Source organism: Serratia sp. NA_13, assembly GCF_052691735.1.
In genome coordinates this window covers 676,106-695,171 of sequence record NZ_JBQZFV010000001.1, presented here as the reverse complement: position 1 = coordinate 695,171, position 19,066 = coordinate 676,106, and the positions used below count along the sequence as shown (strand labels likewise).

20 protein-coding genes are annotated in these 19,066 nt (G+C 53.0%); 13 read left to right on the top strand and 7 right to left on the bottom strand.

Annotated features, from left to right (window positions below; genetic code table 11):
- Positions 1 to 9 precede the first annotated feature (9 nt).
- Both pyk and ACUTSU_RS03200 read right to left on the bottom strand, forming a co-directional pair.
- Entirely contained in the window at positions 10 to 1,452 is a 1,443-nt protein-coding gene (gene pyk / locus ACUTSU_RS03205; RefSeq protein WP_012145494.1) for a pyruvate kinase, read from the bottom strand.
- 187 nt (positions 1,453 to 1,639) lie between these two features.
- Positions 1,640 to 2,512, bottom strand: coding sequence for a MurR/RpiR family transcriptional regulator (locus ACUTSU_RS03200; RefSeq protein WP_445650655.1), 873 nt, complete (start codon positions 2,510 to 2,512; stop codon positions 1,640 to 1,642).
- 353 nt (positions 2,513 to 2,865) lie between these two features.
- Between ACUTSU_RS03200 and zwf the strand changes: the two genes are divergently transcribed.
- The 4 genes from zwf to mdtI all read left to right on the top strand — a co-directional run bounded on the left by zwf (position 2,866) and on the right by mdtI (position 6,382).
- On the top strand, positions 2,866 to 4,341 hold the full coding sequence (zwf, locus tag ACUTSU_RS03195; RefSeq protein WP_445650656.1) for a glucose-6-phosphate dehydrogenase: 1,476 nt from the start codon (positions 2,866 to 2,868) through the stop codon (positions 4,339 to 4,341).
- A 151-nt stretch (positions 4,342 to 4,492) separates the two neighbouring features.
- Complete coding sequence (locus ACUTSU_RS03190) at positions 4,493 to 5,134, top strand: bifunctional 4-hydroxy-2-oxoglutarate aldolase/2-dehydro-3-deoxy-phosphogluconate aldolase (protein WP_445650657.1); 642 nt, start codon at positions 4,493 to 4,495, stop codon at positions 5,132 to 5,134.
- Between the two features lie 563 nt (positions 5,135 to 5,697).
- Positions 5,698 to 6,066 carry a multidrug/spermidine efflux SMR transporter subunit MdtJ gene (gene mdtJ, locus ACUTSU_RS03185; RefSeq protein ID WP_445653756.1) on the top strand — a complete coding sequence of 123 codons (369 nt, stop codon included), beginning with the start codon at positions 5,698 to 5,700 and terminating at the stop codon, positions 6,064 to 6,066.
- Positions 6,053 to 6,382: a multidrug/spermidine efflux SMR transporter subunit MdtI gene (gene mdtI, locus ACUTSU_RS03180; protein WP_020827249.1), complete on the top strand. Its 330-nt coding sequence runs from the start codon at positions 6,053 to 6,055 to the stop codon at positions 6,380 to 6,382. The genes mdtJ and mdtI overlap by 14 nt, the downstream gene beginning before the upstream one ends.
- A 57-nt stretch (positions 6,383 to 6,439) precedes the next feature.
- On the opposite strand, the gene ACUTSU_RS03175 is transcribed toward mdtI, so the two are convergent.
- Positions 6,440 to 6,784, bottom strand: coding sequence for a RidA family protein (locus tag ACUTSU_RS03175; protein ID WP_445650659.1), 345 nt, complete (start codon positions 6,782 to 6,784; stop codon positions 6,440 to 6,442).
- A gap of 133 nt (positions 6,785 to 6,917) precedes the next feature.
- Between ACUTSU_RS03175 and ACUTSU_RS03170 the strand changes: the two genes are divergently transcribed.
- The 5 genes from ACUTSU_RS03170 to rnd all read left to right on the top strand — a co-directional run bounded on the left by ACUTSU_RS03170 (position 6,918) and on the right by rnd (position 13,401).
- Positions 6,918 to 8,822: an ATP-dependent DNA helicase gene (locus ACUTSU_RS03170; RefSeq protein WP_445650660.1), complete on the top strand. Its 1,905-nt coding sequence runs from the start codon at positions 6,918 to 6,920 to the stop codon at positions 8,820 to 8,822.
- 80 nt (positions 8,823 to 8,902) lie between these two features.
- A complete protein-coding gene (tsaB, locus tag ACUTSU_RS03165) occupies positions 8,903 to 9,604 on the top strand; it encodes a tRNA (adenosine(37)-N6)-threonylcarbamoyltransferase complex dimerization subunit type 1 TsaB (RefSeq protein ID WP_445653755.1) in 702 nt (233 codons plus the stop codon).
- A gap of 100 nt (positions 9,605 to 9,704) precedes the next feature.
- Entirely contained in the window at positions 9,705 to 10,295 is a 591-nt protein-coding gene (locus tag ACUTSU_RS03160) for a Slp family lipoprotein (protein ID WP_445650662.1), read from the top strand.
- Positions 10,296 to 10,501: 206 nt separating this feature from the next.
- On the top strand, positions 10,502 to 12,190 hold the full coding sequence (gene fadD, locus ACUTSU_RS03155) for a long-chain-fatty-acid--CoA ligase FadD (protein WP_445653754.1): 1,689 nt from the start codon (positions 10,502 to 10,504) through the stop codon (positions 12,188 to 12,190).
- 89 nt (positions 12,191 to 12,279) lie between these two features.
- Entirely contained in the window at positions 12,280 to 13,401 is a 1,122-nt protein-coding gene (rnd, locus tag ACUTSU_RS03150) for a ribonuclease D (RefSeq protein ID WP_445650664.1), read from the top strand.
- 237 nt (positions 13,402 to 13,638) lie between these two features.
- Here rnd and minE read toward each other — a convergent pair whose 3' ends face one another.
- From minE to minC, 3 genes are read right to left on the bottom strand one after another with little or no spacing between them, the layout of a single operon-like run.
- On the bottom strand, positions 13,639 to 13,908 hold the full coding sequence (gene minE / locus ACUTSU_RS03145) for a cell division topological specificity factor MinE (protein ID WP_012145482.1): 270 nt from the start codon (positions 13,906 to 13,908) through the stop codon (positions 13,639 to 13,641).
- Positions 13,909 to 13,911: 3 nt separating this feature from the next.
- The gene (minD, locus tag ACUTSU_RS03140; protein ID WP_135316866.1) at positions 13,912 to 14,724 is read right to left on the bottom strand and encodes a septum site-determining protein MinD; all 813 of its coding nucleotides are present in this window, start codon (positions 14,722 to 14,724) and stop codon (positions 13,912 to 13,914) included.
- A 25-nt stretch (positions 14,725 to 14,749) separates the two neighbouring features.
- Positions 14,750 to 15,451 (bottom strand): septum site-determining protein MinC, encoded by a 702-nt coding sequence (gene minC, locus ACUTSU_RS03135; protein ID WP_445650665.1) that lies wholly within the window; start codon positions 15,449 to 15,451, stop codon positions 14,750 to 14,752.
- 136 nt (positions 15,452 to 15,587) lie between these two features.
- Here minC and ACUTSU_RS03130 point away from each other — a divergent pair, with 136 nt between their 5' ends.
- The 3 genes from ACUTSU_RS03130 to ACUTSU_RS03120 all read left to right on the top strand — a co-directional run bounded on the left by ACUTSU_RS03130 (position 15,588) and on the right by ACUTSU_RS03120 (position 17,710).
- Positions 15,588 to 15,860 carry a YcgL domain-containing protein gene (locus ACUTSU_RS03130; protein WP_012145479.1) on the top strand — a complete coding sequence of 91 codons (273 nt, stop codon included), beginning with the start codon at positions 15,588 to 15,590 and terminating at the stop codon, positions 15,858 to 15,860.
- Positions 15,861 to 15,992: 132 nt separating this feature from the next.
- Complete coding sequence (locus ACUTSU_RS03125; RefSeq protein WP_445650745.1) at positions 15,993 to 16,970, top strand: lytic murein transglycosylase; 978 nt, start codon at positions 15,993 to 15,995, stop codon at positions 16,968 to 16,970.
- Positions 16,971 to 17,053: 83 nt separating this feature from the next.
- Positions 17,054 to 17,710: a fumarylacetoacetate hydrolase family protein gene (locus ACUTSU_RS03120; RefSeq protein WP_445650666.1), complete on the top strand. Its 657-nt coding sequence runs from the start codon at positions 17,054 to 17,056 to the stop codon at positions 17,708 to 17,710.
- A 235-nt stretch (positions 17,711 to 17,945) separates the two neighbouring features.
- Here ACUTSU_RS03120 and ACUTSU_RS03115 read toward each other — a convergent pair whose 3' ends face one another.
- Positions 17,946 to 18,194 carry a glycine zipper domain-containing protein gene (locus ACUTSU_RS03115; RefSeq protein WP_445650667.1) on the bottom strand — a complete coding sequence of 83 codons (249 nt, stop codon included), beginning with the start codon at positions 18,192 to 18,194 and terminating at the stop codon, positions 17,946 to 17,948.
- 410 nt (positions 18,195 to 18,604) lie between these two features.
- On the opposite strand from ACUTSU_RS03115, the gene ACUTSU_RS03110 reads away from it, so the two are divergent.
- The gene (locus ACUTSU_RS03110) at positions 18,605 to 19,051 is read left to right on the top strand and encodes a YcgN family cysteine cluster protein (RefSeq protein ID WP_261092079.1); all 447 of its coding nucleotides are present in this window, start codon (positions 18,605 to 18,607) and stop codon (positions 19,049 to 19,051) included.
- Positions 19,052 to 19,066: the final 15 nt, after the last annotated feature.

Genomic DNA, 19,066 nt, shown 5'->3' with positions numbered 1-19,066 from the left:
CAGTATATTTTACTCGACGCGCAGGATACGACTGGTATTGGTGGTACCCACGGTTTCCATCACGTCACCCTGGGTGACGATCACCAGATCGCCTGAGACCAGGAAGCCTTTATCACGCAGGCGGTTAACCGCGTCATTGGCCGCGATAACGCCGTCATTATGGCTGTCGAAGTATACTGGCGTAACGCCGCGGTACAGCGCAGTCAGGTTCAAGGTGTGTTCATGGCGTGACATGGCGAAGATCGGCAGGCCGGAGCTGATACGTGACATCATCAGCGCGGTGCGGCCTGACTCGGTCATGGCGATCAGTGCGGTAACGCCTTTCAGGTGGTTGGCAGCGTACATTGAAGACATGGCAATGGCTTCTTCAATGTTGTCGAACTGCACGTCCAGACGGTGTTTGGAGACGTTGATGCTTGGGATTTTCTCTGCACCCAGACAAACGCGTGCCATAGCCGCCACGGTTTCTGCCGGGTACTGGCCAGCGGCAGTTTCAGCAGACAGCATTACGGCGTCGGTACCATCCAGCACGGCGTTCGCCACGTCCATCACTTCGGCACGGGTAGGCATCGGGTTGGTGATCATCGACTCCATCATCTGGGTCGCGGTAATCACGGCGCGGTTCAGGGTACGGGCACGGCGGATCAGTTTTTTCTGGATGCCTACCAGTTCCGGATCGCCGATTTCGACGCCCAGATCGCCACGAGCCACCATCACTACGTCTGAGGCCAGGATAATGTCATCCATGGCTTCGTCGCTGCAAACGGCTTCGGCACGTTCAACCTTGGATACGATCTTGGCGTTGCAGCCTGCATCACGCGCCAGTCGACGTGCGTAGTTCAAATCTTCGCCGGTACGCGGGAAGGAAACCGCCAGGTAGTCGACGCCGATTTTTGCCGCGGTGACGATATCGGCCTTGTCTTTCTCGGTCAGGGCTTCAGCGGACAGGCCGCCACCGAGTTTGTTGATGCCTTTGTTGTTGGACAGAGGGCCGCCAACGGTGACTTCGGTAAACACTTTCATACCCTGAACTTCGAGCACTTTCAGTTGTACGCGGCCGTCATCAAGCAGCAGTACGTCGCCGGGTACCACGTCGGCAGGCAGGCCTTTATAGTCGATACCGACTTTTTCTTTATCGCCTTCGCCCTTGGACATGTTGGCATCAAGCAGGAATTTATCACCGATGTTAAGGAAGATTTTGCCTTCCTTAAAGGTGGAAACACGAATTTTCGGCCCTTGCAGGTCACCCAGAATAGCGACGTGGCGTCCCAACTTGGCAGCAATTTCGCGCACTTTGTCAGCGCGGATCTGGTGGTCTTCTGCAGTGCCGTGGGAAAAGTTAAGCCGAACTACGTTAGCGCCGGCAGCAATGATCTTTTCCAGATTATTGTCGCGGTCTGTAGCCGGACCCAGGGTGGTAACAATTTTGGTTCTTCTGAGCCGTCTGGACATGTATTACTCCGTTGACTGGTGAAGCAAATTATTGGTGTTGCGATAACGTCGGATAACGAAACCAGGAGCGAAATGTAATTTTACTACACTGATATTTCACCCGGGTTACCCGCATGAGCGTTTTTTAGGGTACTGCCTCTAATGCTGCCGTTCAGATGACTTTGAACGACAGTTTTTTTCACATCGGTTACGAGTCGAAACTGTTGGGGATAACCACACCCTTATCAAAGCGCGATTCTTTCAACGCTTCCTTGACCCGCTTCAAGTTATCTCTGAATTTGGCCCCTCTACGCAAGGTAAATCCGGTGGCTAGCACGTCGATGAGCGTTAATTGTGCAATTCGCGATACCATCGGCATATAAACGTCGGTGTCTTCCGGGACATCGAGCAATAATGCCAGCGTGGCTTCATGAGCCAGTGGGGTGTCGTGTGAGGTAATGGCTATGACCGTGGCATCGTTTTCACGCGCCAGTTGCGCCATTTCCACCAGGTTCTTGGTGCGGCCGGTATGGGAGATGAGTACCACCACATCCCCCTCGCTGGAATTCATGCATCCCATGCGTTGCATGACGATGTCGTCGAAATAGACCACCGGAATATTGAAGCGGAAAAATTTGTTCATCGCGTCGTGGGCCACGGCTGCCGAGGCACCCAAACCGAAGAAAGAGATTTTTTTTGCCTGGGTAAGCAAGTCAACCGCACGATTGATTGCTGCAATATCCAAATTTGCCTTTACTGTATCAAGACTGGCCATCACGGATTCGAAAATTTTACCGGTATAGGAAGCAACGCTGTCATCTTCCTCCACGTTACGGTTTACGTACGGGGTGCCGTTGGCCAGGCTTTGGGCAAGATGCAGTTTAAAATCGGGAAAACCCTTGGTATCGAGACGGCGACAAAAGCGGTTGACGGTGGGCTCGCTAACATCCGCCATCCGGGCCAGCGTAGCGATACTGGAGTGAATGGCGGTCTGCGGGGAGGCGATGATCACCTCGGCGACTTTTCGTTCAGATTTGCTCAGCAGCTCCAGATGGCTCTGGATTTTTTCCAGCGTATTCATATAACGAGAGTCCACTCATGGGTTTTGTCGATTTCAATCAAAGGAGAAATCAATGCCGGTTTAGTGAAAATATACTACGTGCTGGTAACCGTTGGCAGTGTCGACAGAGGGTATGCAGAGTTTTTTCATCAGAACATGACCTGTGTCTAACTTTCATAATGGTAAAAGAGCATCAAAAAAGACTGAAAATTACAGTTTTTAGTTCAGCCAGCGACGTTTACTACCGATAGCGCATAACACTGCAATTTTTGGGGCTTTTTTTCTACTTTTGATCCGGGTTTACTGGCCGTAGTCAAAGAGAGTACATTAGTAATGTAAGAAAATTACAAATATCCTGCAACGAGGAGATGAACATGGCGGTAACCTCTACAGCCCAGGCGTGTGACCTGGTTATTTTCGGCGCGAAAGGCGATTTGGCGCGTCGTAAGCTGTTGCCTTCCCTGTACCAGTTAGAGAAAGCCGGTCATATCCACCCGGATACCCGCATTATTGGCGTCGGCCGTGCCGAGTGGGATAAAGAAGCCTACATCAAGGTGGTCAAGGAAGCGCTTGGCACCTTTATGAAAGAAAAACTCGATGACGAACTTTGGGCCACGCTGAGTGCGCGCCTGGATTTTTGCAATTTGGATGTGAACGACAGCAAAAATTTTGCCAAATTGGGCAAAATGCTGGACCAGAAACATCGCACCACTATCAACTACTTTGCGATGCCACCCAGCACTTTCGGCGCGATCTGCAAAGGGTTGGGCGAAGCCAAGCTGAACCACGAGCCGGCACGCGTAGTGATGGAAAAACCACTCGGTACCGATCTGGCGTCTTCGTGCGTGATCAACGATCAGGTGGCGGAATATTTCAACGAATCTCAGGTTTACCGTATTGACCACTATCTTGGCAAAGAGACGGTATTGAACCTGCTGGCACTGCGTTTTGCCAACTCACTGTTTGCCTCCAACTGGGACAATCGTACCATCGACTCGGTGCAAATTACCGTAGCGGAAGAGGTGGGTATTGAAGGTCGTTGGGGTTACTTTGACCAGGCTGGCCAGATGCGCGACATGATCCAGAACCACCTGTTGCAAATTCTGACCATGATCGCCATGTCACCTCCGGCGGATCTGACCACTGACCGTATTCGTGATGAGAAAGTAAAGGTGCTGCGCTCACTGCGTCGCATCAATCAGACCAATGTGCGCGAAACCACGGTGCGTGGCCAATATACTGCCGGTTTTGTGCAGGGCAAAAAGGTCCCTGGTTACCTGGAAGAGGAAGGGGCGAACAAAAGCAGCAACACCGAAACCTTCGTCTCTATCCGTGTCGATATCGACAACTGGCAGTGGGCCGGCGTGCCGTTTTACCTGCGTACCGGTAAGCGTTTGCCGACCAAATGCTCAGAAGTGGTGGTCTACTTCAAGAACCCACCGCTGAACCTGTTCAGCGATTCTTACCAGCAACTGCCGCAGAACAAATTGACCATTCGTCTGCAGCCGGATGAAGGCATCGAGATCCAGGTGTTGAACAAGGTTCCTGGTCTGGATCACAAGCACCGCCTGCAAACCACCAAGCTGGATCTGAGTTTCTCGGAGACCTTCAACCAGGAGCACGTGGCAGACGCCTACGAGCGCCTGTTGCTGGAGACTATGCGTGGTATCCAGGCGCTGTTTGTGCGCCGTGACGAAGTGGAGGAAGCCTGGAAGTGGGTAGACTCCATCATGGACGCCTGGAAAGCGGATAATGAAGCGCCGAAGCCGTATCAGTCCGGTACCTGGGGCCCGGTAGCCTCGGTGGCGATGATCACCCGCGATGGCCGTTCCTGGAACGAGTTCGAATAACGACCCGGCCGGCAGTTTATCTGCCGGCATTTTTTTGCCCGCACGTCTGGGCGCAACATCACTTGGGGTACGGCCGGACGCCCGCGAGACTCCGTGGCCCCCTGTGGCAGGGGCGTGCCATTGATAACCTGTAAGTAATGGAGAAGTAACGATGAAAAACTGGAAAACCAGCGCAGAACAGATCCTGACCGCCGGTCCGGTAGTTCCGGTGATTGTGATTAATAAGCTGGAACATGCGGTGCCGCTGGCCAGGGCGCTGGTCGCCGGTGGCGTGCGCGTATTAGAAGTCACTTTGCGCACTGCCTGCGCGATGGACGCGATCCGCGCTATCGCGGCAGAGGTGCCGGAAGCGATTATCGGTGCCGGTACAGTGCTTAACCCGCAGCAGTTGCAGGCGGTGAGCGAAGCCGGTGCGCAATTCGCTATCAGTCCGGGCCTGACAGAGGCGCTGCTGAAAGCCGCTACCGCAGGCAGCATTCCATTGATTCCGGGTATCAGCACTGTTTCAGAACTGATGCAGGGCTTGGATCACGGCCTGTGTGAGTTCAAGTTTTTCCCGGCTGAAGCCAACGGCGGCGTTAAGGCACTACAGGCGATCGGCGGCCCATTCCCGCAGGTACGTTTCTGCCCGACCGGTGGTATCACCCCAAACAACTACCGTGATTACCTGGCGTTGAAAAGCGTGTTGTGTATTGGTGGCTCCTGGCTGGTGCCGGCCGACGCGTTGGAAAATGGCGACTACGAGCGCATTACTGAACTGGCACGTACTGCGGTGAGTGGCGCCACGGCATAACCCGCGCCGGGGCTGGTTTTGACGATTATTTGTTCGGAAAAACTTAAACGGAGGTTCAACGGCTCGTTGGGCCTTTTTTTATTTTTAAATTCCTTAACTTTCTTATTTATAGACTATTTTTTTGCTGTTTTTGTGAAAATGGCGGTTTGCTTTATGATTGTTGCTATGGTAAAACTATTGCAGTTGAAATTTTACTTGATGAGGATATTGGGCAAATCGCACCCGTGTAACAAGATTATGTGCGACTGAGAATAGAGAATACTTATGATGACAACTAATGGAATTACCCTCAGAACCTCTACTTGCCAGCTTTTCCTGTCTGCCATCCTTGCCAGTGAGCATCACTGGTGCAGCGAGCTATAGCGTCTTTCTCCCTTAACCGGTGCTGATGACAGGCTCAGTCCTCCGTCATTAGGCGTAACCGGGCAAACATTCTTATTACGTTTGGGTCAGTTTATCCCCAGGGATCTCTGCGTCTTCAGCGCCTGTTTGCGCCTGTCTGACGAGATAAATCGGGATAAACATGCCTTAGCGTGCGTTATTCGCCGTTTGGGAGAGAAATCATGATTTATTGGATCTTTTTAGGTTTGGCTATCGTGACCGAAATTATCGGTACCCTGTCAATGAAATACGCCAGCGTCAGCGGCGGCATGACCGGCCATATTGTGATGTATGTGATGATCACTGCATCATACGTCATGCTGTCATTGGCGATTAAACGCGTTGCCCTTGGCGTTGCTTACGCGCTGTGGGAAGGGATCGGTATCCTGTTTATTACCTTGTTCAGCGTATTGTGGTTCGATGAGCCGATCTCGGTTTTGAAGGTGTTGGGTCTGGTGACGTTGATCGCCGGGATCTTGTTGGTGAAGTCCGGTACCCGCAAACCACGAAAACAGGCCAGCCCGCGAGGTGACAACCATGCAACAGCTTGAGTTGTACCACATTGGGTTCTTGGGACTGGCGATTGTGTTGGAAATTGTCGCCAACATCTTCCTGAAGATGTCGGACGGTTTCCGTAAAATCTGGTTAGGCCTGCTTTCATTGCTGTCGGTGCTGGGGGCGTTCAGTGCTCTGGCACAGGCGGTGAAGGGGATAGACCTGTCGGTGGCTTATGCATTGTGGGGCGGTTTCGGTATTGCCGCGACAATCGCCGCTGGCTGGATCCTGTTTGGCCAGCGGTTGAATGCCAAAGGATGGATTGGTCTGGTGTTGTTACTGGCGGGGATGGTGATCATCAAACTGGCTTAATCAGCAGCAAATACGACCAAATAAAACCGCAGGCGTTATCGTCTGCGGTTTTTTGCGTTACAGCGCGGCAATGATTTTGATTTCAACCTTGTACTTCGGGTTCATCAATTTGGCTTGCACGGTGCAGCGCACTGGGGCGCTACCCGCAACTACCCAGGCATCCCAGGCGGCGTTCATCGCAGCAAAATCGGCACCGTCGGCCAGAAAAATGGTGGCGTCCAGCACCCGGCTTTTATCTGACCCAACGCGTGCCAGGATCACGTCAATTGCTGCCAGGGCGTTAGCAGTCTGCGCGGTCGCATCATCATCCAGATTTTCCGGCACGCTGGTGTAATAAACAGTGTCGTTATGAACTACGGCTTCAGACCAGCGATCGGCAGGATCAATTCGTTCAATATTCATTCGGTTATCTCCATATCATAGTCACGTGTAGGGTATCACAGCCATCGGCAGAAATACTCGACGTTAAAGTCGGTGGTAGCCGCGCGGCAGGATTGGCATAATCAACGCTGAATAATTCCTGCAGAGAGATAGCGTGACAGACGATTTCGCAACAGACGGCGCCCTGGCGCAGGCAATCAAGGGTTTCAAACCGCGTGAAGCACAGCGGCAGATGGCGGAAGCGGTCACCGAAGCCATTAACTTCAAGCAGGAGTTGGTGGTCGAAGCGGGCACCGGCACCGGTAAAACCTTCGCCTACCTGGCACCGGCACTGCGGGCCGATCGCAAAGTGATTATTTCCACCGGTTCTAAAGCGCTGCAGGATCAGCTTTATGCACGCGATCTGCCCACCGTTGCCAAGGCGCTGAACTACAAAGGCAAGATGGCGCTGTTGAAGGGGCGATCCAACTACCTGTGTCTGGAACGTCTGGAACAGCAGTCGATGGCTGGTGGTGAACTGGCCGGACAGGCGCTGATCGACCTGGTCCATCTGCGCAAATGGTCATCAATGACCAAAGAGGGTGACATCAGCAGCTGCAGCGACGTGGCAGAAGACAGCTTCGTCTGGCCGCTGGTGACCAGCACCAACGATAACTGCCTGGGCAGCGACTGCCCGCTGTATAAAGATTGCTTTGTGGTCAAAGCCCGTCGCCGTGCTATGGATGCGGATGTGGTGGTAGTGAACCACCATCTGTTCCTGGCCGACATGGTCGTGAAAGAGGGCGGCTTTGCCGAACTGATCCCCGAGGCCGATGTGATGATCTTCGATGAAGCACATCAGATCCCGGACATCGCCAGCCAGTATTTTGGCAAACAGCTAACCAGCCGCCAGTTGCTGGATCTGGCCAAAGACATTTCCATTGCTTACCGCACCGAAGTGCGCGACGCGGCGCAGCTTCAAAAAAGCGCCGACCGTCTCAGTCAAAGTACCCAGGATTTCCGCTTAATGCTGGGAGAGCCAGGCTTTCGCGGTAATCTGCGCGAGGTACTAAGCCAGCCTAATGTGCAGCGCGCCTTGCTGTTGCTCGATGATGCGCTCGAACTCTGCTACGACGTAGTCAAGCTGTCCCTCGGCCGTTCAGCCTTGCTGGATGCCGCCTTCGAACGCGCCACGCTTTATCGTGCGCGCCTCAAACGTTTGAAAGAGGTGACGGAACCGGGTTTCAGTTACTGGTACGAGTGCAACTCACGCCATTTTGTTTTGGCGCTGACGCCGTTGACGGTGGCCGATCGTTTCCGTGAGCTGTTGGATGAGAAACCAGGCAGTTGGATTTTTACCTCGGCAACCTTATCGGTTAATGAGCAAATGGGGCATTTTACCGATCGTCTGGGCCTGAACAAGGCCAAAACCTTGCTGCTGGCCAGCCCGTTCGACTATGCGAAACAGGCATTGCTGTGCGTGCCGCGCTTTTTGCCGTCACCGAACCAGCCGGGTGGTGCCCGGCAATTGGCGCGTATGCTGCGGCCATTGATTGAGGCCAATAATGGCCGCTGTTTCTTCCTCTGTACCTCGCACCAGATGATGCGTGAATTGGCGGAAGAATTCCGTGCAACCATGACCTTGCCGGTGTTGTTGCAGGGGGAAACCAGTAAGGGCCTACTGTTGGCGCAATTTGTTGAGTCCGGTAACGCGCTGCTGGTGGCGACCAGCAGTTTCTGGGAAGGGGTTGACGTGCGCGGCGACGCCCTGTCGTGCGTGATTATCGACAAGCTGCCGTTTACTTCGCCCGACGATCCTTTGTTGAAAGCGAGGATTGAAGATTGCCGGCTGCGCGGTGGCGATCCTTTTAACGATGTGCAATTGCCGGATGCGGTCATCACTCTGAAACAGGGCGTTGGGCGCTTGATCCGCGATACCGACGATCGCGGTGTGTTGGTGATCTGTGATAACCGCCTGGTGATGCGGCCCTATGGCGAAGTATTCCTCAACAGCCTGCCGCCGACGCCACGTACCCGTGATATCGCCCAGGCGATTGCCTTCCTGCAGGCGGAGCGCTAGCGGATAGGCGTGACCACAGGGCTATGCTACAATGCGCGCCCTGTATGAAAAACCCTGTTTTTTTCCCGCCTGAGGTTGGCATGTCCACGCGAATTTTAGCGATCGATACAGCGACGGAAGCCTGTTCCGTTGCCATCTGGAATCAAGGCGAAATCCACGCCCTGTTTGAACTGTGCCCACGTGAGCATACGCAGCGCATTTTACCTATGGTGCAGCAAGTGTTGGCGGAATCCGGCGTCATTCTTAATCAACTCGATGCTCTGGCCTTTGGCCGTGGGCCAGGGAGTTTTACCGGCGTGCGTATTGGCATAGGTATCGCGCAGGGTCTGGCACTGGGAGCCGGCCTGCCGTTATTGGGCATATCCACGTTGCAGACTATGGCGCAAGGTGCCTGGCGCGTCACCGGGGCAGATCGAGTGCTGGCGGCGATAGATGCGCGCATGGGTGAAGTTTACTGGGGCCAATTTGAGCGTCAGCAAGACGGGCATTGGCTGGAAAGCGAAGGTGAAGCGGTACTTTCACCCCCGCAGGCGCTGGCGCGTGCGCAAGGTCTGCAGGGGCTCTGGGTGCATGTTGGCACAGGCTGGCAAACCTATCCGGATCTGGTCACCGGTTCCTCGTTAAGCTTGAGCGATGGCCAAATGCTGTTGCCGCAGGCGGAAGATATGCTGCCGTTGGCGTTGCATGCCTGGCAACAGGGGCTGGCGGTAGCGGTAGAAAATGCCGAGCCGACCTACCTGCGTAACGAAGTCACCTGGAAAAAATTGCCGGGGCGTGAATAGCGCGGCCTATTGTGCTTTGCTGGCGATCGGCATATGAATGAACTGCAACTTGCTCGGTGAAATGATGTCAAAGTTACAGCTATTTCAGGAGATTGCGACGATGCTAACCCGCACTGTAAGTAAAAAAATGGCGCTGCTGGCTATTGCCGGTGGCGCGTTTGCGTTGTCGGGCTGTGTTACCGTGCCCGATGCAATTAAAGGCAGCACGGAAACGCCGGTGCAGCAGTTGTCCTCGGTGCAAAATGCACCGAACCTGTTTGTGGGGGCAGAAGCCCGTTTTGGCGGCACCGTGGTGAATGTTGCCAATGAACAGGGGCGTACGGTGCTGGAAATTGCCGCCGTGCCGCTTGATTCCGGTGCCCGACCGATTTTGGGCGAGCCTTCACGAGGACGTTTGCTGGCCTCGGTTAACGGTTTCCTGGAGCCGGTTGATTTCAAAGGTCAGTTGGTTACCGTGGTAGGGCCAATTACCGGCGTCAGAGACGGCAAGATTGGCATGACGGCGTACAAGTTTGTCACCATGAACGCCACCGGTTATAAACGCTGGCACCTTAGCCAACAGGTGATGATGCCACCAGCACCGATGGGCCCATGGGGCTGGCGTAGCGGTACCTGGGGCCCTGGCTGGGGCGTGGGCTACGGGTGGTACAATCCAGGTCCGGTGCAGGTGCAAACCATAGTTACCGAGTAGTGTTCGCGAGAAGTTAAGAATTTTGATAGGGCGGCTACGGCCGCCTTTTCTTTTGGCGCAGGGAAACGGCGCCAATTAGTGACGTACATCGCAACCTTAATATTGTTTAAAACTCAGACTGGTCTGCTGAGTTAAAATATTGTTATGGTTTGGCTGCATGTTTAGAGGCTGCGATGATAATGAATAATGATTTCAGGAGTAATACCTTGGATAAGGTTTGGTTAAAACGTTACCCGGCAGATGTTCCGGCAGAGATCGACGCCGATCGTTATTCATCTTTGGTCGAAATGTTTGAAAATGCGGTTCAGCGTTACGCGGATCAACCTGCTTTCATGAACATGGGTGAGGTCATGACCTACCGTAAGCTGGAAGAGCGCAGTCGAGCTTTTGCCGCTTACCTGCAAAATGAATTGGGTCTGCAGAAGGGTGACCGCGTTGCCCTGATGATGCCGAATCTGTTGCAGTATCCGATCGCGTTGTTAGGCATTTTGCGAGCCGGTATGGTGGTGGTCAACGTCAACCCGCTGTATACGCCGCGTGAACTGGAGCACCAATTGAACGATAGCGGTGCCAGCGCCATCGTGATCGTCTCCAACTTCGCCCACACCTTAGAGAAAGTGGTGTTCAACACCCAGGTAAAGCACGTGATCCTGACGCGAATGGGCGACCAGCTCTCCGCCGCCAAAGGCACGCTGGTTAACTTTGTGGTGAAATACATTAAGCGGTTGGTGCCGAAATACCATTTGCCGACTGCTATTTCTTTCCGCAGTGCACTGCAACGCGGACGCCGGTTGCAGTATGTCAAACCCGATATCATCAACTCTGACCTGGCATTCCTGCAATATACCGGTGGCACTACCGGTGTGGCGAAAGGCGCGATGCTGACGCACCGCAACATGCAGGCTAATCTGGAGCAAGCCAAAGCAGCCTATTTGCCGCTGTTTCGTGAAGGGCAGGAACTGGTGGTGACGGCGTTGCCGCTGTATCACATTTTCGCGTTGACGGTGAACTGCCTGCTGTTTATCGATCTGGGGGGGCGCAATTTGCTGATCACCAACCCGCGTGATATTCCGGGAATGGTCAAAGAACTGGGTAAATACCCGTTCACCGCCATGAGTGGGGTGAACACCCTGTTCAATGCGTTATTGAACAATGAGGACTTCCACAAGCTGGATTTCTCCACGCTGCGTTTTTCCGTCGGCGGTGGCATGTCCGTACAGAAATCGGTGGCGGACAAGTGGGAGAAAACTACCGGTAAACACCTGCTGGAAGGATATGGCCTAACGGAATGCGCACCGTTAGTGTCGGGCAACCCTTATGATCTGAAACACTACAGCGGCAGCATCGGTTTGCCGGTGCCGTCGACGGATATTCGTCTGGTGGATGATAATGGTAATGATGTGCCGGTCGGCGAGCCGGGTGAACTGTGGGTTAAAGGGCCGCAAGTTATGTTAGGCTACTGGCAGCGGCCGGATGCCACTGATGAAGTGTTAAAAGATGGCTGGCTCGCGACAGGCGATATAGTTACAGTGGACGAGATGGGCTTTGTGCGCGTCGTCGATCGTAAGAAAGACATGATCCTGGTTTCCGGTTTCAACGTATATCCGAACGAGATTGAAGATGTGGTCAGTCAGCACCCTAAAGTGTTGGAATGCGCGGCGATTGGCGTGCCAAGTGACGTCTCCGGTGAAGCGGTCAAGATCTGCGTGGTGAAGAAAGACGAATCCTTGACCAAAGAAGAGCTGTTGACCCATTGTCGTCGGCAGCTTACCGGGTATAAAGTGCCTAAAATTGTTGAGTTCCGCGACGAGTTGCCGAAGTCTAACGTCGGTAAAATTTTGCGGCGAGAACTGCGTGATGAGCAGAAAAAACCTGTGGCGGCCGATGCCGCCTAGGCTATCATCTACGCCTTACAGATCAACAACGCCGGTGAATGCCGGCGTTGTTGTGTTTGAATCATGAAAGCGACCAAGAGAATGACGTTTTGAACTATCAGTTGATCACTACCGATGCCGGATTGCAGCAGGTCTGCGAGCAGGCGAAAAAGCATGCCCAGATTGCGCTGGACACCGAATTTGTCAGAACGCGCACTTACTATCCGCAGTTAGGCCTGATTCAGTTATACGATGGTGAACAACTCTCCCTGATTGACCCCTTGCCAATCAAGCAGTGGCAGCCGTTTATCGAGCTGCTGAGCAACACCCAGGTGGTGAAATTCCTGCACGCCGGCAGTGAGGATCTGGAAGTATTCCTCAACGCGTTCAAAACGCTACCGACGCCAATGGTGGACACCCAGATCCTGGCGGCCTTTACCGGTCGACCAATGTCTTGTGGCTTCGCAACCCTGGTGGCAGAGTACATGCAGGTGGAGCTGGACAAAAGCGAAGCCCGGACCGACTGGCTGGCGCGTCCACTGACGGAAAAACAGTGTGTCTACGCCGCTGCTGATGTGTTCTATCTGTTGCCAATGGCCAAACGGCTGGTGCAGGAGACGGAAGAGGCCGGTTGGACGGCGGCTGCTGGCAATGAATGCCTGCTGTTGTGTCAACGCCGTAGCGAGACGCTGGCGCCAGAGTTGGCCTACCGCGAAATTACCAACGCCTGGCAATTACGCCCCCGCCAGTTGGGTTGCTTGCAGAAACTGGCTGAATGGCGACTGCGTCAGGCACGTGAGCGTGATCTGGCGGTGAACTTCGTGGTTCGTGAGGAGAATCTCTGGCAGGTAGCACGTCATATGCCAACCTCGTTGGGTGAACTGGATTCGCTGGGGCTGAGCGGCCCGGAAATTCGTTATCACGGTAAAACGCTGGTGGCGCTGGTGGCAGAGGCCGCCGAGCTGGAAGAATCGGCATTGCCGGAGCCGTTACCGAACCTGATCGACCAGCCGGGTTATAAGAAAGTGTTTAAGGAAATCAAAGCGGCGATCGTCATTGCCAGTGAGAAAAGCGGGTTGAGCAGCGAATTGCTGGCATCACGTCGGCAGATTAACCAGTTGTTGAACTGGCATTGGAAATTGAAGGTTGGCGACAATTTGCCAGAATTAGTCAGCGGATGGCGCGGTGATTTATTAGCGGCGCCACTTCAGGATATTTTGAAGGATTATTAATCGGACTGTGAAAACGTTGGGGTAGGGTAAGGAAACCCTGCTCTGATAATGTATTAGAAATAATCGAAGTAGAGACTCTTACCGGCAGCATTTACTTTAAACAACCGTGACGCAAGATTAATTGAGATTAATCCCAAAGGATAAAAACGTTTAATAAGTCTTTTTTATCTCAATAACTGGTTATGCATACAGTCACCCCCTGTATAAAATACACAGGGGGTAATTAATGCGTCACACTCATTTAGTTACTTCTTCCGATTCCGGTAATGTCACGTTGAGTTCAAGCACCGAAATATCGTCCCCTTTCTGCTCAAACTGCACGTGCAGCATTTCAGGGTCGATTTGAATGTATTTGCAAATTACCGCCAGAATATCGCGTTTCAAATCAGGCAGATACGGGGGCTCACTGTCCCCCCGACGACGCTCCGCGACGATAATCTGCAGCCGTTCCTTGGCTATATTGGCTGTCTGCTTTTTGCGGGACAGAAAGAAGTCTAGTAATGCCATGGTTTATCCCCCAAAAAGGCGTTTCAGGAAACCCTTCTTCTCTTCTTCAATGAAGCGGAAGGGGCGTTCTTCCCCTAACAAGCGGCTAACGGTGTCATCATAGGCCTTGCCGGCGTCTGATTCGGCATCAAGGATCACCGGTTCACCCTGGTTGGAGGCCCGCAGCACGGACTGGTCTTCCGGGATAACGCCGACCAGTGGAATGCGCAGGATTTCCAGGACGTCTTCCATGCTCAGCATATCGCCACGGCTCACGCGGCCCGGGTTATAGCGAGTCAGTAGCAGGTGTTCCTTAATCGCCGACTCGCCTCTTTCAGCGCGACGGGATTTGGACGACAAAATGCCCAGGATACGGTCGGAGTCACGTACTGAGGAAACTTCCGGGTTGGTGGTGATGATGGCTTCGTCTGCGAAGTACAGGGCCATCAGCGCGCCGGTTTCGATACCTGCAGGAGAGTCACAGACCACGAAGTCAAAATCCATCTCGCCCAAATCGTTGAGGATCTTTTCAACGCCTTCACGGGTCAGCGCGTCTTTATCGCGCGTTTGCGAAGCTGGCAGGATAAACAGGTTATCGGTGCGCTTGTCTTTGATCAACGCCTGGTTCAGCGTGGCATCACCCTGAATGACGTTAACGAAATCATAAACAACCCGGCGTTCACAGCCCATGATCAGGTCAAGATTCCGCAGACCGATATCAAAATCGATCACCACGGTTTTCTTACCTTTTTGGGCCAGGCCGGTAGCGATGGCCGCGCTTGAAGTGGTCTTGCCAACGCCCCCTTTACCCGATGTAACAACAATAATGCGTGCCATGAAATGGATTCCTTGTCAAAAGGGCTTAATTTAAAGGTTGTATGGTTAAAGCGTTATCCAACAGGCTGAGTCGTACTGCCTGCCCGACATAGTCGGACGGGATTTGGTCGCTCAACCAGTACTGCCCTGCGATAGAGACTAGCTCAGCACCCAGGTGCGTGCAAAAAATCTGGCACTGTGTATCACCTGAAGCACCAGCCAGCGCACGACCGCGCATCATGCCGTAAACGTGAATATTGCCGTCGGCAATTAATTCAGCGCCGGCGCTGACGCTGCTGGTCACGATCAGATCGCTGTTGCGGGCATAAATCTGTTGGCCGGAACGAACAGGGGTACTAATGATGCGCGTCTTGGCGGGGGCGTTGGGATCCACCGCCGGAGCTGACGCGGGCGCCGATTCCGGGGTAGCCATCTTCTGGCCTTTGCCTTCGTTCAATAACGGCAGCCCGGCACGGGCTATTGCACGTTTTTGCCGCTCATCTCTGCAACCGCTGATGCCCACAACGCGCAGCCCTGCTGCCGTGACAGCCTGTTGAAGTTCTTTCCAGTTTGCGTCGCCGTTCAGCGTTGCAACGTTGATAACAACAGGGGCATTTTTCAAAAAAGCGGGCGCTTGCTCGACTTTTTCTTGTAACGCCTGACGTATTACCTCGGGTTCCGAATTATACAAATGAACAACCGATAGGGTAAAACTGCTGCCTTTTAGCTCAATTGGCGATTGTGACATCTATCCTGACTCAGTCTCAGCAACTTTAAATCCCCGGAATACCAATCGGGGTGCGATATTCCGAAGTACTATAAGCATGTTATAGTCAGAGTTATATCCAGGCAAGACGCTGCCCCAATTAAATAGAGTTAAAAACATGCTTTGTGTGATCTATAGAAGCTCGAAACGCGATCAAACTTATCTTTATGTCGAAAAAAAAGACGATTTCTCCCGAGTACCGGAAGATCTGCTGAAAAGTTTCGGCACGCCGCAATTGGCAATGGTGCTTTCTCTTGAGGGACGGGAGAAATTAGCCTCGGCAGATATTGAGAAAGTGAAAGAGGCCCTGAAAGAAGAAGGGTTTTATCTGCAGGTTCCACCGCCTCTGGAAAATTTATTAAAACAGCACTTGTCTGACGACAAAAAATAACCGTCGTTGGTGTGCAGGGGCTACTCTGGATCAGTAACCCCAAACTGACAAAGGAGCTGGGTGATGAGAGAGTCGGCGAAGACAGCGATAGTGGTTCTGCTGGCACTGGGAACTGGCGTCTGTCCGCAACTGATGGCACAGGTCGCTTCACCAGTCACAACTGCTGCGCCAGCACAAAGCACGTTGGCTGAAACCGGTCGCGATCCGGCACAGTTCCCAGCCTATATTGAACAACTGAAACGTCAGGCGCTGGCGCAGGGCATTAGCCCGGCTATCGTCGACAGTGCTTTTGCCAACGTGCATTTTGTCGATCGAGTGATCAAGGCAGACCGCAATCAGCCGGAAAAGAAAATAACTCTGGATGATTATCTAAAACGCGTATTGCCACCGGCCAAAATCGCGCAGGGCCGTGCTCTTTACCGGCAATATCAACCCCAGCTGTCTCGCGTTACCGCTCACTACGGTGTTCCTGGGCGTTATGTGGTGGCGCTGTGGGGGATGGAAAGCGCCTTCGGCAAAATCCAGGGGCGTGAGGATGTGATATCTGCGCTGGCTACACTGGCGTTTGAAGGTCGTCGTGAAGCCTTCTTCAGCCAACAGCTCATGGCAGCACTGCAGATCCTCGAACAGGGGCATGTCAGTCGCGAACAATTGAAAGGCTCCTGGGCCGGTGCGATGGGCCAGTGCCAGTTTATGCCGACTTCATTCCTGAACTATGCGGCGGATGGTGATGGCGATGGCCGTATTGATATCTGGAACAACGTTGACGATGTGTTTGCCTCTACGGCCCGTTATCTGTCGCGTGAAGGTTGGCAACCGGGCGTGGGCTGGGGCAGGGAAGTTATACTGCCTGCCGGTTTCAGCAGCGAGAACCTGGGGCTGAAAGTTAGCCAGGCCCACAGCGTCAATGAATGGCAAAAGCGTGGCGTGCGCCGTGCAAATGGTTCACCTTTGCCGCATTCTACCCTGCGCAGTTGGGTGATTACGCCGGATGGCATGCAGGGCCGGGCGTTCATGGTTTATGACAATTTTCGCACGATCATGCACTGGAATCGCTCTTACTATTTTGCCATCGGTGTGGGTATGATGGCTGACGGTATCGGGCAATAAGTCAGGGCCAGAGTACCTCCACCCGCGCGTGGGATAACGGGTTTAGCAAGCTAAGCCCCGACATGATTGTAGGGAGAAGCGGTATGTATCAACATAGAGACTGGCAGGGTTCATTACTTGATTTTCCGGTAAACAAAGTGGTTTGTGTAGGCAGTAACTACGCCGATCATATAAAGGAAATGGGGAGTGCGACCTCGGCAGAGCCGGTAGTGTTTATCAAGCCTGAAACGGCGCTGTGCGATATCCGCCAGCCGGTGGCGATCCCCAAAGAGTTCGGTTCGGTACATCATGAAGTTGAACTGGCGGTGTTGATCGGCACGCCGTTAAAACAGGCTAATGAAGATCGGGTGGCTCGAGCCATCGCCGGTTACGGTGTTGCGCTTGATTTGACGCTGCGTGAGCTGCAGGCGGGTTTCAAGAAGGCGGGGCAGCCCTGGGAAAAAGCCAAGGGTTTTGACGGCTCCTGCCCTATCTCCGGTTTTATTCCGGTGGCAGAGTTTGGCGATCCGCAAAATGCCGAGCTGACACTGACGGTCAATGACCAGGTGCGTCAGCAGGGCAATACTCGCGATATGATTACCCCGATCCTGCCGCTGATCAGCTATATGAGCCGCTTCTTCACGCTGCGCGCTGGAGACATTATTCTTACCGGTACTCCGCAAGGCGTTGGCCCGATGAGCTCAGGCGACATGCTGAAAATCACGCTCAACGGTAAATCATTAACGACTCGCGTGATTTAATGCCAGGCAAGACCCACTAAAAAAGGCCCCTCGGGGCCTTTTAGGTTGCTGACAAAGCAGGAAAAAGCGTGGTTTTTCCTGCTTTGTGGTGAGCAGCCGAAAATCAATAAATTGATTTTCCTGATTTTTATTTATCGGCCTCTACTCGCTTTGGGCAGGAATGAGGTTTGTCATCAGTCTGAAAGGCCCCTCGGGGCCTTTTGTCTTTTTCTTCGGTCAGGGGTGGGCAAAGTACTTATTTACGGCCCAGCAAGAAACCGAAAACAATCCCGACGGCAGCGGCGATAGCCACACCGGCAAGTGGGTTGGATTCAACCTGAGTCCGCACCGTATCAGCCGCATCGCGAGCCGCGTAGCTGGCCTGAGAGGCATATTTGCGGGCTGCGCCTTTAACCTGATGATCCGGTGCGTCCGTTGCCTTACCAAAGGCTTCTTCAACGGCACCGGCAGCTTCATTGACCTTGTCTTCTGCTTTTCCAAACATACTCGGCTCCCTATCTCGGTTATCAAAGGCGAACATTAAACATAGCAGGATTATGTCGTGTTTGGCGGCAAATCGTGCGTTATAAGATGAATCTTAGCGGTAAGTTGCAGAGTTGCCAGGCAATAATCCTGGTGCAAAACGAAAAGGTGATAGGCTTGTGATTTGTACGTATAATTAAGCGATAAAAGCCGTGTTTTTATCCGCAGGAAGCAAACCACCGTCGGCTTATAGTTACGGTGCTGAAGGTTGAATGCCGTTGTTTTAAATGGCATTTTTTTTAAGCGCATATGTTGTTATCGCTATGATTATATTGTGTTTTCAGCCTTTCCATTTGGCTGGGATATCTATATAGTGCACCCTCAAAACCTGTACGCAGGTTATCTATTCATTTACCTATACCGGACGCGAACATGTCACAAACCCCTTTTTGGCAACAAAAAACGCTGGCAGAAATGTCAGAACAAGAGTGGGAATCTTTGTGCGACGGTTGTGGGCAATGCTGTCTGAATAAGCTGATCGACGAAGATACCGACGAGATTTATTTCACCAACGTAGCCTGTGACCAGCTGAATATTAAATCGTGCCAGTGCCGCAACTATGAACGTCGATTTGAGCTGGAAGAGGACTGCATCAAGTTGACACGTGAGAACCTCACGACATTTGACTGGCTGCCACCGACCTGCGCATATCGCCTGATTGGCGAAGGCAAACCGTTGTTTTCCTGGCACCCACTGGTTAGCGGTTCCAAAGCGGCAATGCACGGTGAGCGCATTACGGTGCGGCATATTGCGGTACGTGAAAGTGAAGTGGTGGACTGGCAGGACCACATAATGAATAAGCCAGACTGGGCGCGATAGGAGTTAACTTCTTAT